This is a genomic window from Desulfonatronum parangueonense (genome assembly GCF_054656975.1).
On the sequence record NZ_BAAHXH010000003.1, the window covers coordinates 4,417,306 to 4,436,344 of the forward strand.

Below are 19,039 nucleotides of genomic sequence, written 5' to 3' on the forward strand. Positions count from 1 at the left end.
CAGGCTGCACGCTCGGAGAGCGATATGCACATTTTGTCCGGAACCAGCGAATGCTTCAAGTACTGTAATTCAGGAATTATCACTCCATACTGTCGCATCAATCCTGCAACCTCTGACTTCTCCCGCCGGATCGGGAGGAGAAATTTCTCAGGCAGGCGTTTTGCCAACCTCCCAGCCATCCAAGGCGACAAGGTTGCGCTCGGTCCGGCTTGTGCGCGATGCGATAGGCATATTCGGTCTTGTCCACATACACGAATCCGCCGCAGCGGATCTTGTCCAGGGTATTGATGCCCACTGGAAGGTGTTGCATGGCAAGAACTCCTAGGGTTTATTGCGGATCAACAGGTTCCGAGCACCGGGCATGATTTTCAAAACGCTATGTCATGAGCGGGAAATGTTCAACCATGCCAAATTTGCATGGCGGTTTCAAAACCGTTTGATTCAGATCAATGGTTTCGTTTTCTGAGGGAATCGAGTCAAGGCAAACCAACATCGTGAGGGATCAATAATGCTTCATGTTTCAGTTCTTACGCCGTAACCCCGCCGCACGATACGCGCGCCTCCATCCCCGGATCCTCCACGTGGAGACCACCATCCGCTGCAACATGCGTTGCGGGATGTGCGTCACTTGCGCCGTGCCAGGCGATCCGCCGGGCGTGCCTTTCTTCTGGGCGTGGAGTACGTGCTGAGGTTAGACGGTATGAATCAGTTTCCGGCCGTGGTCCCTGGGCCGAGACCTAGGGCGCGGATTTCTTGGACGTTCAAGTTCACATCGCGCCCTGATGGAATAGTTCCAGGCCGACTGCCTGGGCTCGCCCGTTCCCCGTGGTCACTGTACCTGAGCCATGGGCATGCTCAAGTGCTTGCGGCGGAAAGCAAGTCCGCTTCCGTTCAAGCGATCATCAAATGATCAAATTTCCTTCCTGAAAGATCTATGGGCAAGGCTTTTTTCCGCATCGATCAATATGGCCCAGAAGTTTTGGCTGTTTCCTTTGCCGACCTTAACAAGGTAATAAATTATGCTTAGATAGGCGCGCGCCTTATACAACTGCACCTGAAGTTCGAAGTCGGAGTCGAGGTCGTCTGATTGATCCACGTATTCCTGGTAGAAAATTTCAATGGGCGCCTTGGCATATATCTCAGGATTGTCAAAATACATGTTTTTATATTGGGCCATAAACGTCCCGACATCAAAGGATCTGGGAAGCTGATAGGAGCTGTTGAAATCAATTGCCGCGACATATTCCTCATCCAATTCCTCATCTCTGCCGACAATGATATTTTTCAAATGAAAGTCGCCGTGCCCCTGGACCAATCGTTCCGGCATACCCTCTATAAGTTCAACCTCGCTTTTCCATACTTCGTCAAGTATTTGCTGGACCCGAGCAGTGTCCCTGTGGCTATTTCGATACATTCTGCTCAAGTAGTACTCCAATCTTTCTTTCTCAATCGATAGGTATTCATCGACAGGAGTTATCTTGAAGTTGAAGTTGTGAAACGTCGCCAGCCATCCGGCTGCTTTGCGCAAGTATTCCCTGGCTCCCTCCGGATCGGCAGCAAGGATTTTCTCGTAGAGAGATTCTCCGGAAACACATTTTTCCATGACGGAAAAACTGTCCGAATCTTTATCTAGGGGAAGCGGTATTCGATATTTTCCCTTGGTGAAACCGTGTTGGGAAATTTCGTTCATCAAATTGAAAGCCCGTTCGCCTTCCTTCCAGGCGCCAATATTGGTGAATGTTTTGGTGATGATTTTTTTCCGTGCTTTTGAAGCTTTGAAGCCTGTCGTGATCTCCGTCACCTGTGCGTCGGATGTTCCTGTCCGGGGAATTTCCTTGAAATAGGGGCGGCACCTGCCGGCCTTGATTTCGCCCACCAGCTCTTCAATTGTGGCGAAAGGATGGTCGAACAATGTCGGGTATGCGCCTGTATAACTTAAGGCATGCGTATCCGTGCCGCCGACGGCCGTAAATTTTATTTCATGCCAATCCTTGAGAGCTCTGGCCGCTTCCGCAACCGTATAGTTCGAGTTGAATATTTCAATTCCATCCAGCAGGGGATTCAGCAGCTTTTCCTTCGCGGGTATTTTGCCGTTTCGGTAGGGATGAGCCCAGATAATGGCTGCTTCAGGGAATCTTTCCCGGATTTCCCGGAGCGAGACTTTCTGTCTCTCAATGGTCTCTTTCACTCCGAATATCAGGATATCCCCATAATCAGACGTGTGCGTTTCCTGGCCGGAGAGAACGGTGAAATAGTCCTCTACCCCGGATTTCCGCTTTACGTTTTGAAGGTCGGAATCATTCCATTGATAGTGATGGTCCGTAATGACTATGGCCTGCAATCCCATGTCGAACGCCTGCTTGATGAGTTCAACGGCATTTGCATGGCTGCATGCGGAATGTTCCGATGTGTGACAATGCAATTCGGCAATCATAGAATGTATCCCATAGGTATTTGTTGATTAAATATGTCAGGCTGCCCGGCAATTCGGCATCGGTGCTTTTTTTGTAACTACTCAATAACTCCGGGCAGTGAATCCTAGAAAAAACACCTGGACCCCGGCCTGCGCCGGGGTGACGACCGAGAGAACTCGCTTTCGAGGTACTTCACTCCGTCATACCGGTGCAGGCCGGCGCGTTCCGCTATCCTGGCAGCACGGATCCGCGGTGGTTGGTTGCCCTGCCTTATTGAGCAGTTACCTTTTTTTGCTGTAACTGGCTAAAGACAAAGGATGTTGAACATATTCGCTTGAAGAGATTGCTGGACCGGATTCATCCTGCCATTCGGCTATTTTCTGGAATAGTTCATAATAGGGCCATTATATTTGAGTTCAAGTGGTCAAGCCAATTAACCTTCATTCGATTATACTGGGTACGGTTGGTTCGCGCAAAAGCAAATGACGACGCAATGAACGACGCGGCCCGTTGACGAAGCTCACGGAAAGTGGCTGGACAGCTTGATTTGCTCCCGTGCACCTGATTTTGAATGGACTGCGGAAAGGTCTCTTCGGCAACGAAGTTTAAAGAGCGTTCACTGCTCCTTGTCGCAAGAACAGCGCAAAATATAAGCCGCGGCGTCTTCCGCGTCCAAAGGGCGGGAGAACATGAAGCCCTGGGCGTTGTCGCAGCGCAGGTCTCGCAGGGAGGTCAGCTGTTCCTCGCGCTCTACGCCCTCGGCGATGACCGAGATCCCCAGGGCCCTGGCCAGGGAAATGATGGAGTTGACGATGTGCAGGTTGCCCTCGGCCTGCTCGGTGCCGCTGATGAAGGAACGGTCGATTTTGAGGTGATCGATGGGCAGCTGCTGGAGGTAACTCAAGGAGGAATAGCCGGTGCCGAAATCGTCGATGGCGATGCGCACGCCCAGATCCTTGAGTCGCCGCAGCTCGCGGGCCGTGTGCGACGGGTCGTGCATCAGCACGGTTTCGGTGATTTCCAGCTTCAGGTTTCCGGGTTTCAGGTCCAGTTCCCGAAGCACGTCCGCCACATAGTCCACCAGGTTGTCCCGCAGAAATTGCAGACAGGAAACGTTGACGCTCATGGACAACTGCGTTGCTATGGGGAACTCCTCGCGCCATGCGGCCAGCTGGCCGCAGGCCTCGCGGATCACGAACCGGCCCAGGGGCAGGATCAGTCCGGTCTCTTCAGCCAGGGGAATGAACCGAGAGGGCGGCACCTGGCCCATGCTCGGATGGTTCCAGCGCACCAGGGCCTCGAAGCCCTCCAGGCCGCCGCCGTCCACGTGGACAATGGGCTGGTAGTGGACGCTCAGCCCCCCTTCCTGCACGGCCAGGCGGAGCTCGTTTTCCAGGTTCATGGATTCCTGCAGCTCAAGGCGCATGGAGCGGTCGAACAGCAGATTGCCGCAGCGCAACTCCTTGGCCCGGTACATGGCAATATCGGCGTCGCGTAGCATGTCTTCGGCCGAGACGTACTCCCCGGAGTGCATGACCACTCCAATGCTGGCCTCGGGCCGGACTTCTCCGGCAGTCAGCACCAGGGACTGGCGCAGGGTTTCCTCGATTCGCCGGACAATGGCCAGGGCCTCCTCCTCCGAGGTCAGTTCCTCCAGGATCAGCGCGAACTCGTCACCGCCGATCCGGGCCACGGTATCCATGGAGCGGACGCATCCGCTCAGCCGGCGGCTGACCTCGATCAGCAAATTGTCCCCGGCCTGATGTCCCAGGGTGTCGTTGATCGTCTTGAACTTGTCCAGGTCCACCATGATCACGGCATAGCGGTAGTCCACGCGCCGCTTGCCCCGCTCCACGGCCCGCTCCAGTCGCTCGGCGAACAGGCTCCGGTTCGCCAGACCGGTCAGTCCGTCGTGAAAAGCCTGATGGGTGATTTGTTCCTCAAAGGCTTTGCGTTCGGAAATGTCCTGGTAGATGAAGACCACGCCTTGAATGGCCTCCCGCACCTTCAGGGGGAATCCGATCATGGATACCGGGATCAGCCGGCCGTCCTTGTGGCGGCGCTGGGTCTCGGTCTGCATGGAATTGCCGGAAAGAATGGCGGCGTGGAACGTTTCGGCATCCGCCGTCAGTTCCTCGGGCACGATGAATCCGCGAACGGCAAAGCCGCGAACGTCCTCGGCCCGAAAGCCGAAAAGCTGTTCAAAGGCCTGATTTGCGTTGATCACGTTGCGGTCCATGTCCGTCAGCACGATGGCCTGGGGGGTATTGGCGAACAACTGGGTGAACAGCTCCCGCTGGGTTTCCAGGGCCTCTTCGGCCAACTTGCGCCGGGTGATGTCCACCACGGTTCCCTCAAAATAGGCGATATTTCCGCGAACATCGTACACGGCCCGCGCGTTTTCGGAAATCCAGATCCGACTGCCGTCTTTTTTGTAGATTTCGGACACAAAGTTCCAGACTTCATGGTCCTGGTCCATGATCCGCACGAACTCGTCCCTTCGGAGAGGGTCAACATACAGCTGGGTCTTGATATCCCGGAAGGCCTGAATCATTTCCCGGGGCGAGTCGTAGCCGTAAATCCGGGCAAGGGATGGATTCACGTCCAGGTAGCGCCCATCCGTGGTGGTCTGGAAGATGCCTTCCACGGCATTGACGAAAATGGAGCGATACTTGGTTTCCGCGTCCTGGAGCATCCGTTCAGCCTGCTTGCGGTCGGAGATGTCTACGAAGATGCACCAGGAAAGACGGCGGCCATCGGCCATGGCGATGGAAAACTGGGAAGCGCAGGTTTCCACGGTTCGACCGCCTGCGGCTCGCCAGCATATTTCCACCCCCTGAAAGGCCGCGTCACCGCTCCAGACACGTTGCGCCTGCTTCTCGAACTCGGGGCAGGGCCGCATCAAATCCCGCAAGCACCGATTTATGGTCTCCGGACCACGTGCACCAAGCGGCCCGAACATGCGCTCAAAAGCCGCATTACAGGCAATCAGCCGGCCGTCCTGGTCGCGCAGAACCACGGCGTTGGGGGATCCGGCGAAAAGCTGTATCAAGGCATCGTGGTCCACCGGGAGAGTCGCGCCAATGGTTTCCGGCTCAGCAAAGTCGGACGCGGCGTCTGGACTTGGATCCGGAGCATCGCTTGAATTGAGTGCGAAAGCACGAGCGCATGCGGCGCCGGGCATGGAATCAATGAATGAATTTGTGAGATTCTTGAACATGATATGACAATTTTGTTGGAGTTATATGCGGGCGCTGCAAGCTTGCCGAGCGGTCGCCGGGATCGTGGAAGCCGTAAATTTCATCGTAATCTTTGCTTTTGCGCCTTGTAAGTATTCAGCAGTGCTGGAGAAAGACCTGGATAGCAATAGCGCCGGCCTTCGCCGATATAACTACCGAGGAATGCTCCAACTTGTCATTCCGGCGAAGGCCGGAATCCAGTGCTGGAGAATTGTTGTGCGCCGTATATGCTGAATATTTACCCGCGTCTTGGACAGGGAACCCGGAACGACGTCGAGCTTCTCTGCAGGGAGCATGCCGTTATGCACCTGCACTGGATTCCGGCGTTCGCCGGGATTTACTGAGTCGTTACCCAGACTTTATCTCTTCAGGTAACGACTCAGCTTGAGAAAGCGTCCTGGAGCCGGTGCCGACGCAAAGCTTCCACGACCCATGCAGGCTGTCTTCTCCTCGTCCACCGTGCGAACTGCAGTTTCTCAGCGATATAGAAGTTTCGGTATGCCTGCACCGGATCGCCGGGCACCCTGTACTGTGCAGGCATGGCTTGCGCAAAGTCGGTTACTCCCGACGACGCAAACGCCATCCCCTCGATCTGGTCAAGCACCGCGATGGAACGGTGATCTGCGGAGGATCGGAACCTGTATCGGTACTCGCGGTTCAGCGCTCTCGCCAGCTTCTTCAGCCACAGCAGGTTGTCGAAGGACGTCCCTGCCCACATCACGCATGGATGCTTGACGTGGGTTGATCTGTAAGGCGTGGAGAATCCCTTCAGATTGAGCGCTGTACAGGCGATCTGAACGCTCTCCAGGATCATCTTCACGACGTGTTGATCACAGTGATACCGCGCGCATTTTTCTATGTTCAAATCAAGTACGAAAATATTCATTGCTATGAACCTTCGTCAGGGAGTCAGCGACTCTAGCCGGCGGCAGCCTTTTGCAATGCCTGGATGTCAGCCCTGAAAATGGCCGGAAGATTACGTGCAATCTTTGCCACGGCCCAGTCCCACCATGGGATTTCTTCAAGACAGCCGGATGTTCTCGGGGAAGCGGGAGCGGCTTATTCCGGCCGGGTTGCCTCCGACGCAGCGTGAGTGGTTTGCTGCCTATCCAGGCATTTGTCGGCTACTACTCAGTGATACGGTATTATGCATCAAGAAATAAGGGTTTTTACCCATTGCCTGGGATCACTGTCTTTATCAGTTTTAATTGGCTGGCTGATTGATTAAGCCGATTGAATGACAACCACAAGCCTGATGGAGGTTTGCATGAACGACAACCGGAAGCCCACAACAAATGACGCAGGAAACCCTGTAAGTAGCGACGAGTTTTCACTCACAGTTGGGCCGGATGGACCAATTCTGCTGCAGGATCATTATCTCATCGAGCAGATGGCCAACTTCAACCGGGAACGGATTCCCGAGCGTCAGCCACATGCAAAGGGTTCCGGAGCTTTTGGGCATTTCGAAGTGACGAAGGATGTCAGTGCGTATACGAAAGCTGCGGTATTCCAGCCGGGCACGAAGACAGACATCTTGATCCGTTTTTCCACGGTGGCCGGCGAGCGTGGCAGCCCGGATACCTGGCGCGATCCCCGAGGTTTCGCACTGAAGTTTTACACCAGTGATGGCAATTTTGATCTGGTTGGAAACAATATCCCGATTTTCTTTGTCCGCGATCCCATGAAATTTCAACATTTTATCCGGTCCCAGAAACGGCGTGCGGACAGTGGTCTTCGCGATCATGACATGCAGTGGGACTTCTGGACCTTGTCGCCGGAGACCGCGCATCAGGTCACGTTGCTGATGAGTGACCGAGGCATTCCGAAGACATGGCGGAACATGAACGGCTATGGGAGCCATACCTATATGTGGGTCAATGCGGAAGGCGAGCGTTTCTGGGTGAAATACCACTTCAAAACCGACCAGGGCAATGATTTTCTGACACAGGAAGAGGCCGACCGAATTGCCGGAATCGATGCGGACTATCATCAGCGCGACTTGTTCGAAGCAATCAAGCGGGGTGATTACCCGACCTGGACGTTGAAGATGCAGATCATGCCTTTCGCGGAAGCGGAAACCTATCGGTTCAATCCCTTCGACTTGACCAAGGTCTGGCCGCATGGCGACTACCCGTTGCATGAGGTCGGTCGGTTGACGCTGAATCGCAACCCCACGGATTTTCATACCGAAATTGAACAAGCGGCATTTGAACCAAACAGCCTCGTCCCCGGGACCGGTGTCAGTCCGGACAAAATGCTGCTTGCCCGCCTCTTTTCGTATGCCGACGCCCATCGGGCCCGCCTGGGCGTCAACTACAAGCAGATACCCGTCAATCGTCCGAAGGTGCCGGTGCACAGTTACAGCAAGGACGGGGTAATGCGGATGGATAACGTCACCGATCCCGTGTACGCACCGAATTCCAAGGGTGGTCCACAGGCTGACGGAAAACGCTATCCAGAAATTGCGGGCTGGAATGCCAGCGGTGAATTCATCCGAGCAGCTTACACCCCGCGCAAGGATGACGATGATTACGTGCAGCCCCGCGCGTTGATACGCAAGGTCATGGATGATGCCCAGCGAGAAAGGTTGGTGTCCAATGTTATCGGACACCTCAAAAAAGGCGTGTCCGAGCCCGTTTTGCAACGTGTGTTCGAATACTGGCGCAATATAGACCAAGAGATCGGTGAGCGGATCGAAAAGGGGTTTGCCGAGCAATAATTCGTCCCGAGCCAAAAGGCTCAATTCCTGGTAACTATTCGGCACATGTTGTGCGATCTGCCTCTAATCGGGGTCGCGGTCGGTATCGGGGTCGGAATCGGTTTCAAAACGTTGAGGAGTCTTCACATGGCTTTGCTTTCGATACCGACCCCGATACCGATACCGACTCCGATATCAACGCAGGCACCAGCAGCATACCGAATAGTTACAATTCCGGTAACGATTCAGCAAAAATCGCAAAAAATACCTGGATACAGGCGTTCACTGAATGACTGGCATGGAAACGAGTTCTCCAACATGTCATTCCGGCGAAAGCCGGAATCCAGTTCTGGAGAATGATCATGCGCGGTATGTGCTGAATAGTTACCTGCAATCTAAAATAGATCACCAAGCGAGGTAGGTCATGACGGAAACACCGGCGTCAATTTTGAAATGGAAGTATGAACAGATCTTGAATGAAATGCTCCTGTTGCAGAGCCATCTCAACGGTCAGGATCCTCCTTGCGAATCTGAGAGCGAAATGTGCGTTCGCAAGCATCTTCTGATCATCGAAGTCAATGCCAGGGAAGCGATTCCTTTGGAAACGAATGAAGAGTTGCAGAAAAAGCTGCGGCATCTTGCCATTGAAGCGAAAATGAAAAGAAATGCCGTGGAAAAAAAGCTGAGCGGTGAGGACCAGGGATTGTCGGAAGACGATTCAGAATGGGTGCGTGCATGGCGAAATCAAATTGTTGAAGATCAAGGATTGGCGGAAAACCACTCTGAATGGGCCCGCGCATGGCGCCAGAAATTGGAATCCCGAGGAGTGTCTGAGTCGGAATGAGTGCGGGCCATCGTTCCGGCTCATCTCTTTTCGGTCCTGTTTCAGCGGTAAACTCCACGCCATTGACCGATCCGTACGACCAGGATCGTCAAGCGACCATCCTGGATTTCATACACCACCCGGTACAAGCCAACCCGTATCCGGCGCAACCCTGAAAATTCGCCCTTTAAAACATAAGGTTAGCCGGTTACTCAAAAAACCGTTGTTCATAGTGACGCCAGTCATCCAGAATCTTCCGACGTTTTCCGATATCCCGTTCGCCAAATAGGGCTTTATAGGTTGCAATGTAGCCGGTGCGCAATTCCTCAAAGCTTTTGCTAAAAAACTCATTCTTCATCCACTTCCTCTCATCAACGGTGGGTTCATCCAGAAACTCTTCAACCTCGAGAAGGTATTCTGGCTGCTTCAAATTAGAACTGTGCCAAATTTCCTGTAATTCAACCGGCTCATGAAACAAATAGGGTAGCATGTAGATATTCTGAATCATTGCGCTTTGCAGACGAGTGCGCGCTTTCTCAATATTTCCGGATCGGTAGTATGCAAGAGCCCAATACAGATCGAAAATCGGTTCACCAATGTCGTCTGGAAACTCTTGCTCGAACCATGAATAGAACTCCAGAGCCTTCTCAAGGTCACCGGATAAAACATAGAAGACTCCAACCCGGTAGCGTTTGCCAGATCCGTCATTGATGTAGCCGTACTTCTTCTTTTCATTGAGCAGGCTCCGGCGCGCTCGATTCGCATGTTCCCTGATTTTTTTCTTTTCTTCTGCTTTCATCACTACGACACCTTTGAGGGCTGTGGAACGTGGTCAGGTCCTGTATTATAGCGTTTTCCCTTCAAGATACAGATCTCCGTGCTGTTGTGCAGCCCAAGGCAGCCGATGATTTCCTTCCGGCCGCGGGCATGTCCCAAGTGAGCGGCCCGCTTGGCCTCGATCACGCCGACCGGCTCGTCCCTGAGTATCTTCGCGACCTTTTTCATGCCCTGCTCGGTATCGCTGTAGCCGAGCCGGCTGAACAGCCATTCATTGAGTACGAGTCGTTTATCAAGTCGTTCCGCCATCAGTCCCGTACCTCCCAGTGGCCACCCTTGTCCGAGCCCACGCGGGCCAGTCGTCCACCGTCCTGTAGTTTCCTGATATTTCGCTCGACAGAACGGGTCGAAACGCCGATGGATACGGCCAACTCAGCGATTGTAATGCCAGGATTTTTCCGTGCTGCTCGTAAAATCTTCTCCGACGCTTTCTCCGACGTTTTTCCGGTTTCACCGGATTCGGGGACTCTGACTATCATCCGGAAGGCATTTCCCTCGACAAGTTGCGGATCGGCTCCGCCGTACAACTTGCCGTATTTCATCATGTTGCGCATGCCGGAGCCGAGTTCGTCCGCCCGGTCGATTTCCCGGAAAAAGGCGCCGATCACCGGGTTCTTGGGATATGGAGCGAAGGAGTCGGGATCAAGGGCGCCAAAGCCATGAGCACGGTTGGCATTGTAGGTTGTCACCTTTTCGCGCTCGATGACAAGCCGGGCGGGAACGCCGCTGGCATATTCCCGATGGATCAGCAGATTGGATGCCACTTCCCGGCTGACTTGGTTCCGGCACGCTTTGAACTCGGTCGAGATTTCCTCACCTCCCGCGATCAGCGCTCTCAACTTGTGTTCATTCGTGTCCATTCGCGGTCCTTCTCCCTCACAGTTCCTTCACGTCGAACATGAGGCCGAGGAAGGCCTGTTCGGTGAGCAGGATTTTGTTATGCGAATCGTCGAGTGTCGTGTCGCCGTTGATGTAGATGGCGGCGTACTCGGTATCAGCGGGCTTGATGCGCAGCGTGCCGGTGAGGGGGCCGGGATTGTGATGGCGCCGCGCCATTGTTCCCAGGTCGCGGGAGTGAATGCAATGCAGTCCGTCAGTTCACAATGGCCCGCGAGCGCGCCAAAGGCCAACAGCTTCTCGTCCAGGTGAAACCGCTGCAAGAGCTTTCGTTCCCGCGCCATCCCGGCATGCAGCCACAGCGGCCCCCGGTGCTTGGTCGTCCACGAACGGACCTCAATGGTCTTGCGGCCCACAAGGATCAGCTCAACCCAAGGTTGACGTATGCTCAGGGCGATCTGGGCTGGTTCCGTGGTCATTTTCAACATGGCCGGTCGGTTGTGATGCGAATTGTGAGAGAATATCCGTGATTGAAAGATCTTTCGTTACGGACCAGAAGGAAAGCATGTCAAGCACTTTCCTACACGTTTCGCGTCTGGGTACCCCACAAAAGGTTCGCATGATGAATTAAGGAGTTGGCTCGGGGCGATCCTGTAACCGATATTGCTGTAAAGCTTGACCAGCCATAGCCCAATGAACTACCCATATATCATGATATTTGAGGGGGGATCCGGACAAGAGCGATCGTTGCTATGAACAAAGAGGGTTTGACTTTGCCTATGTTCTGCGTGCTTTTCTGGACAGTCGAAGGGTGGTCCGAAAATATCTCCGTTGGAATTACGGAGAAGAACGCTACCACCTGCTGGGCAAAATCGAAGGCCGGGTCTTCTTTGTGGCATTTACGTTTCGCGGCAAGGCCATTCGCATCATTTCAGCGCGCAAAGCAAATCAACGAGAGGTTAAGACATATGAAGACAGTTCGCGTGACAATTGAACCTGATTTCCCCGACAAACTGCCTCCTGGGCGGGTAGATGCCCAACGACTGGACGCGACAACCGAGACTGAGCTGGCGGCGCAAAAACGCCAGGATGAGTTGGAGGCTTTGCAAGATGCAGCTCTATTCGCTCGCCGGGTTCGTAAGCGTTTGGGCTTGAGCCAAGCCGAGTTTTCCAGGCGCATAGAGGTTCCCGTGGAAACAATCCGGAACTGGGAACAAGGAAAGCGACGTCCGACGGGTGCGGCGAAAACCCTGCTCAAGGTCCTGAATAAAACACCGGAAACCGCCCTGGCTGCGTTGGATTGAACAGCTTCAATCTCGAAGATGACCTGCCCTCGCTGTTTCGGAGCGTTTGCGCCCCATGAACAAAACGCTGACCGTCCTCCCGACATCGGCTAGGCGATACGGGCGATTTTCAGCATTTCGGATTTGCCGATGTCGGGACAATTCGCCAAAGATGTGTTCGCTTCAGCGGAAAATGCTGCCCCGTAGAGTACACGGCGTTTCTGACCACTGGCGCTTTCTTTCGCGCGTCATCCCGGCATGCAGCCACAGCGGCCCCCGGTGCCTGGTCGTCCCCGAACCGACCTCGATGGTCTTGCGCCCCAGAAGGATCAGCTCAACCCAGGGGTGACGTATGCTCAGGGCGATCTGGGCTGGGTCCGTGGTCATGTTCGTCATGGCCGGTTGGGTTGATGGAATTTGAAGAGAATATCTGGAATTGAAAGGTCATTCGTTACGGACCGGAAGGAAAGCATGTCAAGCTCTTTGCGCAAGTTTGCGCAACCGAGTCCTTCTTTTTTTGCTTCGCGCCCGGGAGCCGATGGCCTGAGCCAACCATAGCCTTAGCTGCGTTTGTGCTCGGCGAGTGCGATGCCAAGCAGCAGCCAGAAGCCGCCGAGAAGAAATCCCGCGACAACATCACTGGCATAGTGCACGCTGAGCAGCATTCGGCTGAAGCCGATCAGGCCGATGAGAACCGCTGCCCAATAGATGATCTCGAAGCGCTGCCGTGTCGTCGCGAGGCTTCTGGCAATGATATAGACGATGATTCCGTAGACCGCCATTGCGCTGGTTGCATGGGCGCTGGGAAACGACGGCGTGAGGGCGCCAACCTCGGTGACGAACTCCGGTCGTTCCCGCATCAACAGGTACTTGCCCGCATAAACGGCGATCTGTGATCCGAGAAAGGTCAGCCAGAGCGGGGCGATCATGAGTCTGGGGCCGTGCACCCACAGCAGTCCGGTCGTTGCGAACGCCACCGCCGTCAGGGCGGCTGTTCCGCCCAAGTCGGTGATCCAGATGAAAATGGTGATTGCTCCGTCCCTGCGCAGCGGGTCCATGCGTCGATTGATCCACTCATCAACACGGAGGAGATCGTCGGCTTTCAGCAGCTCCCCCACAAGCCATCCAAGCAAGGCGGCAATGGCAACCGCCGTGATCACCATGATCGTCAAGGGAAGGCCAGTATGCCGGGTAGGCGTCAATCGCGCCTGCAAAACTCTGAACGTCTCCGGAAACGATGCCTTGAGTCTTGAATTATTTTTGGAAATACCTTCTCGAGCCCCGACTTGTCTCAGGATCGTCGCCATCTTGCAGAAAAGGCGCGAGGCCAGGAGCACTCCCCGCCAGGCAGCCGGCCGAATCGCGGCGATCATTGCCGCCGGCAGCAGGATGTACATCAATGTCCAGAACATGCATTTCTTCGCTCAGGCTTGAGATGGTGACTCCGCAGCCGCATAACGTTGGAGTGACAGGAAAATCGCTACAGCTTCGTGACGCAAACGCACCCTATAAGGAGGGGTTTGCAATCCATGCCAAAGACTGGCCCTGGAGCACCGGTGAACACGTAAACCCCAGGAACGCGGGGATCCATACCTGCTCTTCAAGAACTGCGAGTGCAGAGCCTCGCATTCCAAGCAAAAGCCTCCCATGCCCTTCGAAACCTTCTTCGATAATTTCGAATCCGTTTTTTTCGTGTTCCTTGGGCTGCCCTGGCGTTTCTCGTCGGGAATCAAATCACGATGGATGGTTATGGTGTGAGCGCTGTTTAGAATGCGAACATTCTCTGCAATACTGAAGAAATTTCCAATTGAACCTTTTCATCGATCATTCCGAGCTTTTTGACCAAGCGTTCTTTATCTATCGTTCGAATCTGATCCAATACGACATGGCCATGTTTCTTCTTGAAGGAGCAGGGAACCCGCGTTGGGTAATCCTTGCTGGTCGATGTCATGGGAGCGATGATCACCGTTCGGATGTGCCTGTTCATTTCATCCGGCGAGATAATCAAGCAGGGCCTGGTTTTCCGGATTTCAGAGCCAACAGTCGGATCGAGGTTCACAAGGTAGACGTCAAAGCGATTGACTACCACTGCCATTCTTCCTCATCCCATGAATGAGAAAGATCCATGCCCTCGACGAGGGAAGAATCATCCCCATTTTCCCGCATCATTGCAAAAGCCTTGTCCCATCCATCCCGTACATTTTGAACCGGACGAATGATGATCCGATTCACCCCAACCTCTATCTCGACATCGTCGACAATTCCCGTCTGCTCGAGAATAGGCTTTGGGATGCGCAATCCCTGGGAATTACCGATTTTGACGATATGCGCCCTCATGAGACACCTCCTGACTGATGTGGACACATTGTAATTACATTGCTTCAAGTGTCAATCTTGCATCGTGGCTTCGTTTACCAGCTTTTTGGACTTTGGCAGTGAGGTCAGCTCTGGACATCTTGTCTTGAATGAGGATTCACGGCTGGCCCAACAACGAAAATGGGTACGGCGTGAAATGCCTTGTCCTCAATCCGTGAATCCTCTTGGCAGAAGAGACATTCCGTGGCTGAATCGTTCGCCCGCATACCACCCACAGCAGTCCGGTCGTTGCGAACGCCACCGCCGTCAGGGCGGCTGTTCCGCCCAAGTCGGTGATCCAGATGAAAATGGTGATTGCGCCGTCCCTGCGCAGCGGGTCCATGCGTCGATTGATCCACTCATCGACGCGGAGGAGATCGTCGGCTTTCAGCAACTCCCCCACAAGCCATCCAAGCAAGGCGGCAATGGCAAGCGCCGTGATCACCATGATCGTCAAGGGAAGGCCGGTATGCCGGGTAGGCGTCAATCGCGCCTGCAAAACTCTGAACGTCTCCGGGAATGATGCCCTGAGTCTCGCACTATTTTTGGAAATACCTTCTCGAGCCCCGACTTGTCTCAGGATCGTCGCCATCTTGCAGAAAAGGCGCGAGGCCAGGAGCACTCCCCGCCAGGCAGCCGGCCGAATCGCGGCGATCATTGCCGCCGGCAGCAGGATGTACATCAATGTCCAGAACATGCATTTCTTCGCTCAGGTTTGCGATGGTGACGGTGCAGCCGTATAACAGTAATGGGATAGTCGCCTCTTCTTCAAAATCAATCAACCAAGGAAACCGAAAGGTCGAGAAAGCGCAGGCCAAGGATCTGGCAGGCAGCCTGCCCCAGACTGCTCTTACCGGAGCCAGGTGGGCCGAGGAGAATAATTGGCCAATGATTGGTTTGAGTCCATGATGGTGCCCAATTTGCGATGTGATGGTGCCGAAAATGTGAACTGGATGCAGGCCAGCGCGGGTATGACTGGCTTTGGAAACGACATGACGGTTCCAGAGCATAGCTTAAAGACGAAAGAAATGATAAAAGACAATTTTTGCTGTGAAGCAAATCATCTCAAAAATTTATCCTTCGGAATGTTTGGCCGGGTCGAAACTCCCTCTCCGGCTTCGACATCAAGCCGTTGCGATGGAACAAGCGAGTGTGTTCGCTATGTTATTAGGCAACGGCTTGATGAACAATGCCTGACTCGGCAGACAGTCGTTCCAGCCAAAACAGGGTAAACAGACTGAGTACCTCAAGTGGTCAGCTGAGAACAAATTGCCCTGACTTATCCCCAGGCTGAATTCATGCAAAAGGATAGCGCAATGCCCCACGATGCACCGGGAAACGACGGTCCGGAAAAATTGATACAATCCGTGGTTGCAGCCTGCGGTTCCTGCGAGGATTGCCGCCACTTCATCGAAGACGCCTGTCTGTTCCTGCCGGAACTTTTTCGGCTGCAGGACCGCAAACGAGAACTTGGCGAGGAGGCGACGCCGGAGGAGTTGAAGAACCTTTCGGATCTGTGCAACCTTTGTGGATTGTGTCCTTGTGTGAACATTCGGCGGGAGATCATGGCCGCCAAGGCTGCCTATGCCAAACGTGACGGCTTGCCTTTCGGAGTACGGATGATCCAGGACGTGGGCCGGATAGGGAAGCTGTGCGGCTCGTTTCCGCGCCTGAGCGGTTTGGCGACTTCCAATCCGGTGACATCGGGCTTGGTCAAACGTGCTCTGGGAATTCACCCGGATCGATCCATGCCCGCGGTGCCTCGGGAAAATTTTGATATTTGGGTCCGCCGCAGATCCGCGTCTAGTCGTTCAGGCCGTTCAAGCAGTTCAGAGGATTCGGCGACCCGCAGGGCGGTCTACTTCCCGGGATGCACGGCCCGTTACCTGTTCCCGGAGGTGGCCCGGGCCGCGGTGGAAGTCATGGAGAGCTGCGGCGTGCAGGTCGTCCCCGCCGTGAATGAGCCGGATGGCGAATGTTGCGGCATGCCGCCGCTGCTGGAAGGGGATCAGGACATGGCCTTGGGTTTGGTCGTGCGCAACCTGCGCTGGATGTCCGAGCATGTGACGCAGGGCTTCGATCTGGTCTGCTCCTGTCCGACATGCGGATATTTCTTCAAGCACCTCTTGCGCGAAGGGGCCTACTTTTCGGAAGCCTACCAGAAACAGGTCGGCGGGGATGCGCAGTCGCTGCGCATCCCCGCCGGCATTGGCGTCAACGGGCCGCGAGAAGGGAACATGGTTGTCCTGCACCGGGCCACCTATGGCTCAATTCTGCGGGACACGGGGATGTTTTCCAGCCTTGACCCGCTCCAACGCATTGCCGTGGGGGAACATGCCTTCGACCTGGGGGAATATCTCGGCAAACTTGCAGGGGAAGGGCGTTTAATCGAAATGAAGCAGCCCGTCTCCAGGCGGATGGTCTACTATCCGCCTTGCCATCTGCGGGAGCAGAAAATCGGATACCCCTTTCTGGAACTGCTGGCCAAGGTTCAGGAACTCGACGTCGTTCCTCTCGCCGGAACCCTGAACTGCTGCGGCATGGCCGGGATCATGGGCTACAAGAAACAGTTCCATCAGCCCAGCCTGGAACTGGGCGCGCCGTTGATGGCCAAGATCAAGGCTCATCAGCCGGAAGCCATCATTACCGAATGCCTAAGCTGCCGCCTCCAGTTCCAGCACATGGACGTCATTCCAGTCCTGCACCCGGTGGAGGTGTTGCGGGATGCCCTGCTCGGCGCAAATCCTCCCGTCACAGACGCTTCGCAGATCCCACGCAACATGACGTGACTTCCGTGCTCTCCGTGACAATTTGGCCAAGCGATGCATAATTGAAGTCGAGTGGTGTTGATGAACCCCCGATTCAGGTCTTTCATTGCCTGGATCAGGGGGGAGAATGAAGAGCCTGACGGAACTCGCGAAGCAAGAATCTATGGACGAATGACTTTTCCTGCCATCTGCAGGCTGGTGACCACGTCCAGCATGTTCGTGGTTTGCCCCACAGCCTTCTTTTCCATGAGCCCAAAATGGGTGAGGCATGTTCCGCAGACAAGGATGGTGACGCCGAGGCCTTCGAGCTTTTGCAGGCTCTCCAGGCACGGATGGTCCTCCGCGGCCAGCTTTACTGCTCCGTTGACCAGAATCATCCGCCATAGTTGTGTTCCCAATTCCGGCAGTGTGGCCAGGAAATTGACCATGAGCTTCTCGCCCAGGGCCGGATCTCCAACACCGATGCCTGGAGCGCTGAGAAAAACCAGGGTCCTGGTCTCGTTCGCCGGTTGAGCAGGTGGCTCTGCCTGATCAGCATTTTGGGATATGAGACTGCCTTCCTCGAAAGATCCCTTGATCAGCCAAACGTTATCCGATTCCTGCTGGTCGTCCACATGGTAGCCCTGGGACTTTAAGAAACGGGTGACATTTTGGCGAGCTGCTTCATTATCCACGAGAATGGAGATCTCTTCAGGCTTATCCTGGTCGATGCTGTGCTTGCATTGCACAACAGGCTGGGGGCAGGGCAATCCTCGGCAATCCAGATTCTTTTGGTCCATATTTTTTCCTTTTTGCTGGTTGTTATGTTGAATATCGGCAACAGCTGTTTCTGAGTCAGTCTCGGTATCGGCATTGGAAGCGAACTTGTGGAGGGGCAGTCCACTGTTTCGAGACTGATTCCGACTCCCGCCCCCGATCATCGAAGGAGAAGCACGAAAAAACAACATGTGCCAAGTCATTGGATATCGCAAATGACCCTAGAGAAGTTGAGCGTGTTGATCAAATTGATAATTTCAATCGAATTGAAAGAATGCAATAGATTTGGTCTATGCCTCACGTTAGACTGGAGCTTTTTCAGATCCTTGTATTCGCGTTCCATCTGCCTTAGAAGCCTCGGCATGAGGCTGCACATCAATCCGATTCGATTTGTTCCGGTAGCTGCAATGCTCACGAATCTGCTGAGCCGAACCCTGCGTTTCACCCAGGAGGGGCTGGCGGAGTGCGAGCAGATGCGTCAGCAGGGAGCGAGGTTCGTCGTCCCCTTCTGGCACGACGAACTTTTTCCGCTGATTCATCTGCACCGGGATCAAGGTGTCGTGGCTGTGGTCAGCCAGAGTCGTGACGGAGAATTTCTCTCCCAGGTCATGGCTCGTTTTGGGTTCAAGCTGGCCAGAGGCTCAAGCCGCCGGGGCGGGGCGGGTGCGCTGATTGCCGCGCGCAAGGAGATGCGCGAGCACGGCGCGGATGTGGTTTTTACGGTGGACGGTCCACGGGGGCCGCGGCACAAGGTCAAGGAAGGGGCGATCTACCTGGCTGCCAAGACCGGAGCGCATCTCGTGCCGTTGCGGGTATTCATGTCCCGCTCCTATGTTTTTCAGAATGCCTGGGACAAGTTCCAGCTGCCCTGGCCTGGAGCGCATTGTCGCGTCGTCTATGGCCGGCCGTACCTTGTACAGGAAAGTCTGTCGGCTGATGACATGGCCCGGGAATGCCTCAGACTGGAGGAAAAATTGCATCAGCTGGGTTCGTAGTGCCTGCAGCTACAGGGGGGGCGGCTTTGAATCG

General features: G+C 54.6%; 23 protein-coding genes and 1 pseudogene. 7 read left to right on the plus strand and 17 right to left on the minus strand.

Annotated elements, in window-relative coordinates; genetic code table 11:
* Positions 1-97: 97 nt before the first annotated feature.
* From ACYQ15_RS19710 to ACYQ15_RS19725, 4 genes are all read right to left on the minus strand, one after another.
* A complete protein-coding gene (locus ACYQ15_RS19710) occupies positions 98-310 on the minus strand; it encodes a hypothetical protein (RefSeq protein WP_459939193.1) in 213 nt (70 codons plus the stop codon).
* A gap of 600 nt (positions 311-910) precedes the next feature.
* A complete protein-coding gene (locus ACYQ15_RS19715) occupies positions 911-2,434 on the minus strand; it encodes a phosphotransferase (RefSeq protein ID WP_459939194.1) in 1,524 nt (507 codons plus the stop codon).
* A gap of 596 nt (positions 2,435-3,030) precedes the next feature.
* Positions 3,031-5,634: a sensor domain-containing protein gene (locus ACYQ15_RS19720; RefSeq protein WP_459939195.1), complete on the minus strand. Its 2,604-nt coding sequence runs from the start codon at positions 5,632-5,634 to the stop codon at positions 3,031-3,033.
* A gap of 398 nt (positions 5,635-6,032) precedes the next feature.
* Positions 6,033-6,539 carry a pyrimidine dimer DNA glycosylase/endonuclease V gene (locus ACYQ15_RS19725; protein ID WP_459939196.1) on the minus strand — a complete coding sequence of 169 codons (507 nt, stop codon included), beginning with the start codon at positions 6,537-6,539 and terminating at the stop codon, positions 6,033-6,035.
* A 381-nt stretch (positions 6,540-6,920) separates the two neighbouring features.
* On the opposite strand from ACYQ15_RS19725, the gene ACYQ15_RS19730 reads away from it, so the two are divergent.
* Both ACYQ15_RS19730 and ACYQ15_RS19735 read left to right on the plus strand, forming a co-directional pair.
* Positions 6,921-8,372 carry a catalase gene (locus ACYQ15_RS19730; protein WP_459939197.1) on the plus strand — a complete coding sequence of 484 codons (1,452 nt, stop codon included), beginning with the start codon at positions 6,921-6,923 and terminating at the stop codon, positions 8,370-8,372.
* Between the two features lie 403 nt (positions 8,373-8,775).
* Entirely contained in the window at positions 8,776-9,195 is a 420-nt protein-coding gene (locus tag ACYQ15_RS19735) for a hypothetical protein (protein WP_459939198.1), read from the plus strand.
* A gap of 41 nt (positions 9,196-9,236) precedes the next feature.
* Here ACYQ15_RS19735 and ACYQ15_RS19740 read toward each other — a convergent pair whose 3' ends face one another.
* The 6 genes and pseudogenes from ACYQ15_RS19740 to ACYQ15_RS19765 form a co-directional block, all read right to left on the minus strand.
* A complete protein-coding gene (locus ACYQ15_RS19740) occupies positions 9,237-9,344 on the minus strand; it encodes a type II toxin-antitoxin system RelE family toxin (protein WP_459939199.1) in 108 nt (35 codons plus the stop codon).
* Between the two features lie 38 nt (positions 9,345-9,382).
* Positions 9,383-9,973 (minus strand): tetratricopeptide repeat protein, encoded by a 591-nt coding sequence (locus ACYQ15_RS19745; protein ID WP_459939200.1) that lies wholly within the window; start codon positions 9,971-9,973, stop codon positions 9,383-9,385.
* 2 nt (positions 9,974-9,975) lie between these two features.
* A complete protein-coding gene (locus ACYQ15_RS19750) occupies positions 9,976-10,260 on the minus strand; it encodes a hypothetical protein (RefSeq protein ID WP_459939201.1) in 285 nt (94 codons plus the stop codon).
* Entirely contained in the window at positions 10,260-10,871 is a 612-nt protein-coding gene (locus tag ACYQ15_RS19755) for a winged helix-turn-helix domain-containing protein (protein WP_459939202.1), read from the minus strand. The genes ACYQ15_RS19750 and ACYQ15_RS19755 overlap by 1 nt, the downstream gene beginning before the upstream one ends.
* Before the next feature lie 16 nt (positions 10,872-10,887).
* On the minus strand, positions 10,888-11,067 hold the full coding sequence (locus tag ACYQ15_RS19760) for a hypothetical protein (protein ID WP_459939640.1): 180 nt from the start codon (positions 11,065-11,067) through the stop codon (positions 10,888-10,890).
* Positions 11,068-11,108: 41 nt separating this feature from the next.
* Positions 11,109-11,336: pseudogene (locus ACYQ15_RS19765) on the minus strand (ASCH domain-containing protein); the annotation flags it as partial.
* Positions 11,337-11,566: 230 nt separating this feature from the next.
* On the opposite strand from ACYQ15_RS19765, the gene ACYQ15_RS19770 reads away from it, so the two are divergent.
* Positions 11,567-11,842, plus strand: coding sequence for a BrnT family toxin (locus ACYQ15_RS19770; RefSeq protein ID WP_459939203.1), 276 nt, complete (start codon positions 11,567-11,569; stop codon positions 11,840-11,842).
* Complete coding sequence (locus ACYQ15_RS19775) at positions 11,817-12,152, plus strand: helix-turn-helix domain-containing protein (protein ID WP_459939204.1); 336 nt, start codon at positions 11,817-11,819, stop codon at positions 12,150-12,152. The genes ACYQ15_RS19770 and ACYQ15_RS19775 overlap by 26 nt, the downstream gene beginning before the upstream one ends.
* A 162-nt stretch (positions 12,153-12,314) precedes the next feature.
* On the opposite strand, the gene ACYQ15_RS19780 is transcribed toward ACYQ15_RS19775, so the two are convergent.
* The 6 genes from ACYQ15_RS19780 to ACYQ15_RS19805 form a co-directional block, all read right to left on the minus strand.
* The gene (locus ACYQ15_RS19780; RefSeq protein WP_459939205.1) at positions 12,315-12,518 is read right to left on the minus strand and encodes an ASCH domain-containing protein; all 204 of its coding nucleotides are present in this window, start codon (positions 12,516-12,518) and stop codon (positions 12,315-12,317) included.
* 173 nt (positions 12,519-12,691) lie between these two features.
* Positions 12,692-13,543, minus strand: coding sequence for a phosphatase PAP2 family protein (locus ACYQ15_RS19785; RefSeq protein ID WP_459939206.1), 852 nt, complete (start codon positions 13,541-13,543; stop codon positions 12,692-12,694).
* A gap of 353 nt (positions 13,544-13,896) precedes the next feature.
* Positions 13,897-14,226 carry a type II toxin-antitoxin system PemK/MazF family toxin gene (locus tag ACYQ15_RS19790; protein ID WP_459939207.1) on the minus strand — a complete coding sequence of 110 codons (330 nt, stop codon included), beginning with the start codon at positions 14,224-14,226 and terminating at the stop codon, positions 13,897-13,899.
* Positions 14,214-14,468, minus strand: coding sequence for an AbrB/MazE/SpoVT family DNA-binding domain-containing protein (locus ACYQ15_RS19795; protein WP_459939208.1), 255 nt, complete (start codon positions 14,466-14,468; stop codon positions 14,214-14,216). Before ACYQ15_RS19795 ends, ACYQ15_RS19790 begins: the two co-directional genes overlap by 13 nt.
* A gap of 136 nt (positions 14,469-14,604) precedes the next feature.
* On the minus strand, positions 14,605-15,168 hold the full coding sequence (locus ACYQ15_RS19800; RefSeq protein WP_459939209.1) for a hypothetical protein: 564 nt from the start codon (positions 15,166-15,168) through the stop codon (positions 14,605-14,607).
* Positions 15,169-15,260: 92 nt separating this feature from the next.
* A complete protein-coding gene (locus ACYQ15_RS19805) occupies positions 15,261-15,413 on the minus strand; it encodes an AAA family ATPase (protein ID WP_459939625.1) in 153 nt (50 codons plus the stop codon).
* On the opposite strand from ACYQ15_RS19805, the gene ACYQ15_RS19810 reads away from it, so the two are divergent.
* Complete coding sequence (locus ACYQ15_RS19810) at positions 15,368-15,718, plus strand: hypothetical protein (protein WP_459939641.1); 351 nt, start codon at positions 15,368-15,370, stop codon at positions 15,716-15,718. The two genes, ACYQ15_RS19805 and ACYQ15_RS19810, sit on opposite strands and share 46 nt — an antisense overlap.
* A gap of 84 nt (positions 15,719-15,802) precedes the next feature.
* Positions 15,803-17,275, plus strand: coding sequence for a heterodisulfide reductase-related iron-sulfur binding cluster (locus tag ACYQ15_RS19815; protein ID WP_459939210.1), 1,473 nt, complete (start codon positions 15,803-15,805; stop codon positions 17,273-17,275).
* Positions 17,276-17,415: 140 nt separating this feature from the next.
* Here ACYQ15_RS19815 and yedF read toward each other — a convergent pair whose 3' ends face one another.
* The gene (gene yedF, locus ACYQ15_RS19820; protein WP_459939211.1) at positions 17,416-18,033 is read right to left on the minus strand and encodes a sulfurtransferase-like selenium metabolism protein YedF; all 618 of its coding nucleotides are present in this window, start codon (positions 18,031-18,033) and stop codon (positions 17,416-17,418) included.
* A gap of 339 nt (positions 18,034-18,372) precedes the next feature.
* Here yedF and ACYQ15_RS19825 point away from each other — a divergent pair, with 339 nt between their 5' ends.
* Positions 18,373-19,005 carry a lysophospholipid acyltransferase family protein gene (locus tag ACYQ15_RS19825; protein WP_459939212.1) on the plus strand — a complete coding sequence of 211 codons (633 nt, stop codon included), beginning with the start codon at positions 18,373-18,375 and terminating at the stop codon, positions 19,003-19,005.
* Positions 19,006-19,039 lie beyond the last annotated feature (34 nt).

What these genes read in the sequence shown, in the direction of transcription:
- ACYQ15_RS19710 (WP_459939193.1), bottom strand. Translation starts at nt 310, where the DNA reads ATGCAACACCTTCCAGTGGGCATCAATACCCTGGACAAGATCCGCTGC.
- ACYQ15_RS19715 (WP_459939194.1), bottom strand. Translation starts at nt 2,434, where the DNA reads ATGATTGCCGAATTGCATTGTCACACATCGGAACATTCCGCATGCAGC.
- ACYQ15_RS19720 (WP_459939195.1), bottom strand. Translation starts at nt 5,634, where the DNA reads ATGTTCAAGAATCTCACAAATTCATTCATTGATTCCATGCCCGGCGCC.
- ACYQ15_RS19725 (WP_459939196.1), bottom strand. Translation starts at nt 6,539, where the DNA reads ATGAATATTTTCGTACTTGATTTGAACATAGAAAAATGCGCGCGGTAT.
- ACYQ15_RS19730 (WP_459939197.1), top strand. Translation starts at nt 6,921, where the DNA reads ATGAACGACAACCGGAAGCCCACAACAAATGACGCAGGAAACCCTGTA.
- ACYQ15_RS19735 (WP_459939198.1), top strand. Translation starts at nt 8,776, where the DNA reads ATGACGGAAACACCGGCGTCAATTTTGAAATGGAAGTATGAACAGATC.
- ACYQ15_RS19745 (WP_459939200.1), bottom strand. Translation starts at nt 9,973, where the DNA reads ATGAAAGCAGAAGAAAAGAAAAAAATCAGGGAACATGCGAATCGAGCG.
- ACYQ15_RS19750 (WP_459939201.1), bottom strand. Translation starts at nt 10,260, where the DNA reads ATGGCGGAACGACTTGATAAACGACTCGTACTCAATGAATGGCTGTTC.
- ACYQ15_RS19755 (WP_459939202.1), bottom strand. Translation starts at nt 10,871, where the DNA reads ATGGACACGAATGAACACAAGTTGAGAGCGCTGATCGCGGGAGGTGAG.
- ACYQ15_RS19760 (WP_459939640.1), bottom strand. Translation starts at nt 11,067, where the DNA reads ATGGCGCGGCGCCATCACAATCCCGGCCCCCTCACCGGCACGCTGCGC.
- ACYQ15_RS19775 (WP_459939204.1), top strand. Translation starts at nt 11,817, where the DNA reads ATGAAGACAGTTCGCGTGACAATTGAACCTGATTTCCCCGACAAACTG.
- ACYQ15_RS19780 (WP_459939205.1), bottom strand. Translation starts at nt 12,518, where the DNA reads ATGACCACGGACCCAGCCCAGATCGCCCTGAGCATACGTCACCCCTGG.
- ACYQ15_RS19785 (WP_459939206.1), bottom strand. Translation starts at nt 13,543, where the DNA reads ATGTTCTGGACATTGATGTACATCCTGCTGCCGGCGGCAATGATCGCC.
- ACYQ15_RS19790 (WP_459939207.1), bottom strand. Translation starts at nt 14,226, where the DNA reads ATGGCAGTGGTAGTCAATCGCTTTGACGTCTACCTTGTGAACCTCGAT.
- ACYQ15_RS19795 (WP_459939208.1), bottom strand. Translation starts at nt 14,468, where the DNA reads ATGAGGGCGCATATCGTCAAAATCGGTAATTCCCAGGGATTGCGCATC.
- ACYQ15_RS19800 (WP_459939209.1), bottom strand. Translation starts at nt 15,168, where the DNA reads ATGTACATCCTGCTGCCGGCGGCAATGATCGCCGCGATTCGGCCGGCT.
- ACYQ15_RS19815 (WP_459939210.1), top strand. Translation starts at nt 15,803, where the DNA reads ATGCCCCACGATGCACCGGGAAACGACGGTCCGGAAAAATTGATACAA.
- yedF (WP_459939211.1), bottom strand. Translation starts at nt 18,033, where the DNA reads ATGGACCAAAAGAATCTGGATTGCCGAGGATTGCCCTGCCCCCAGCCT.
- ACYQ15_RS19825 (WP_459939212.1), top strand. Translation starts at nt 18,373, where the DNA reads ATGAGGCTGCACATCAATCCGATTCGATTTGTTCCGGTAGCTGCAATG.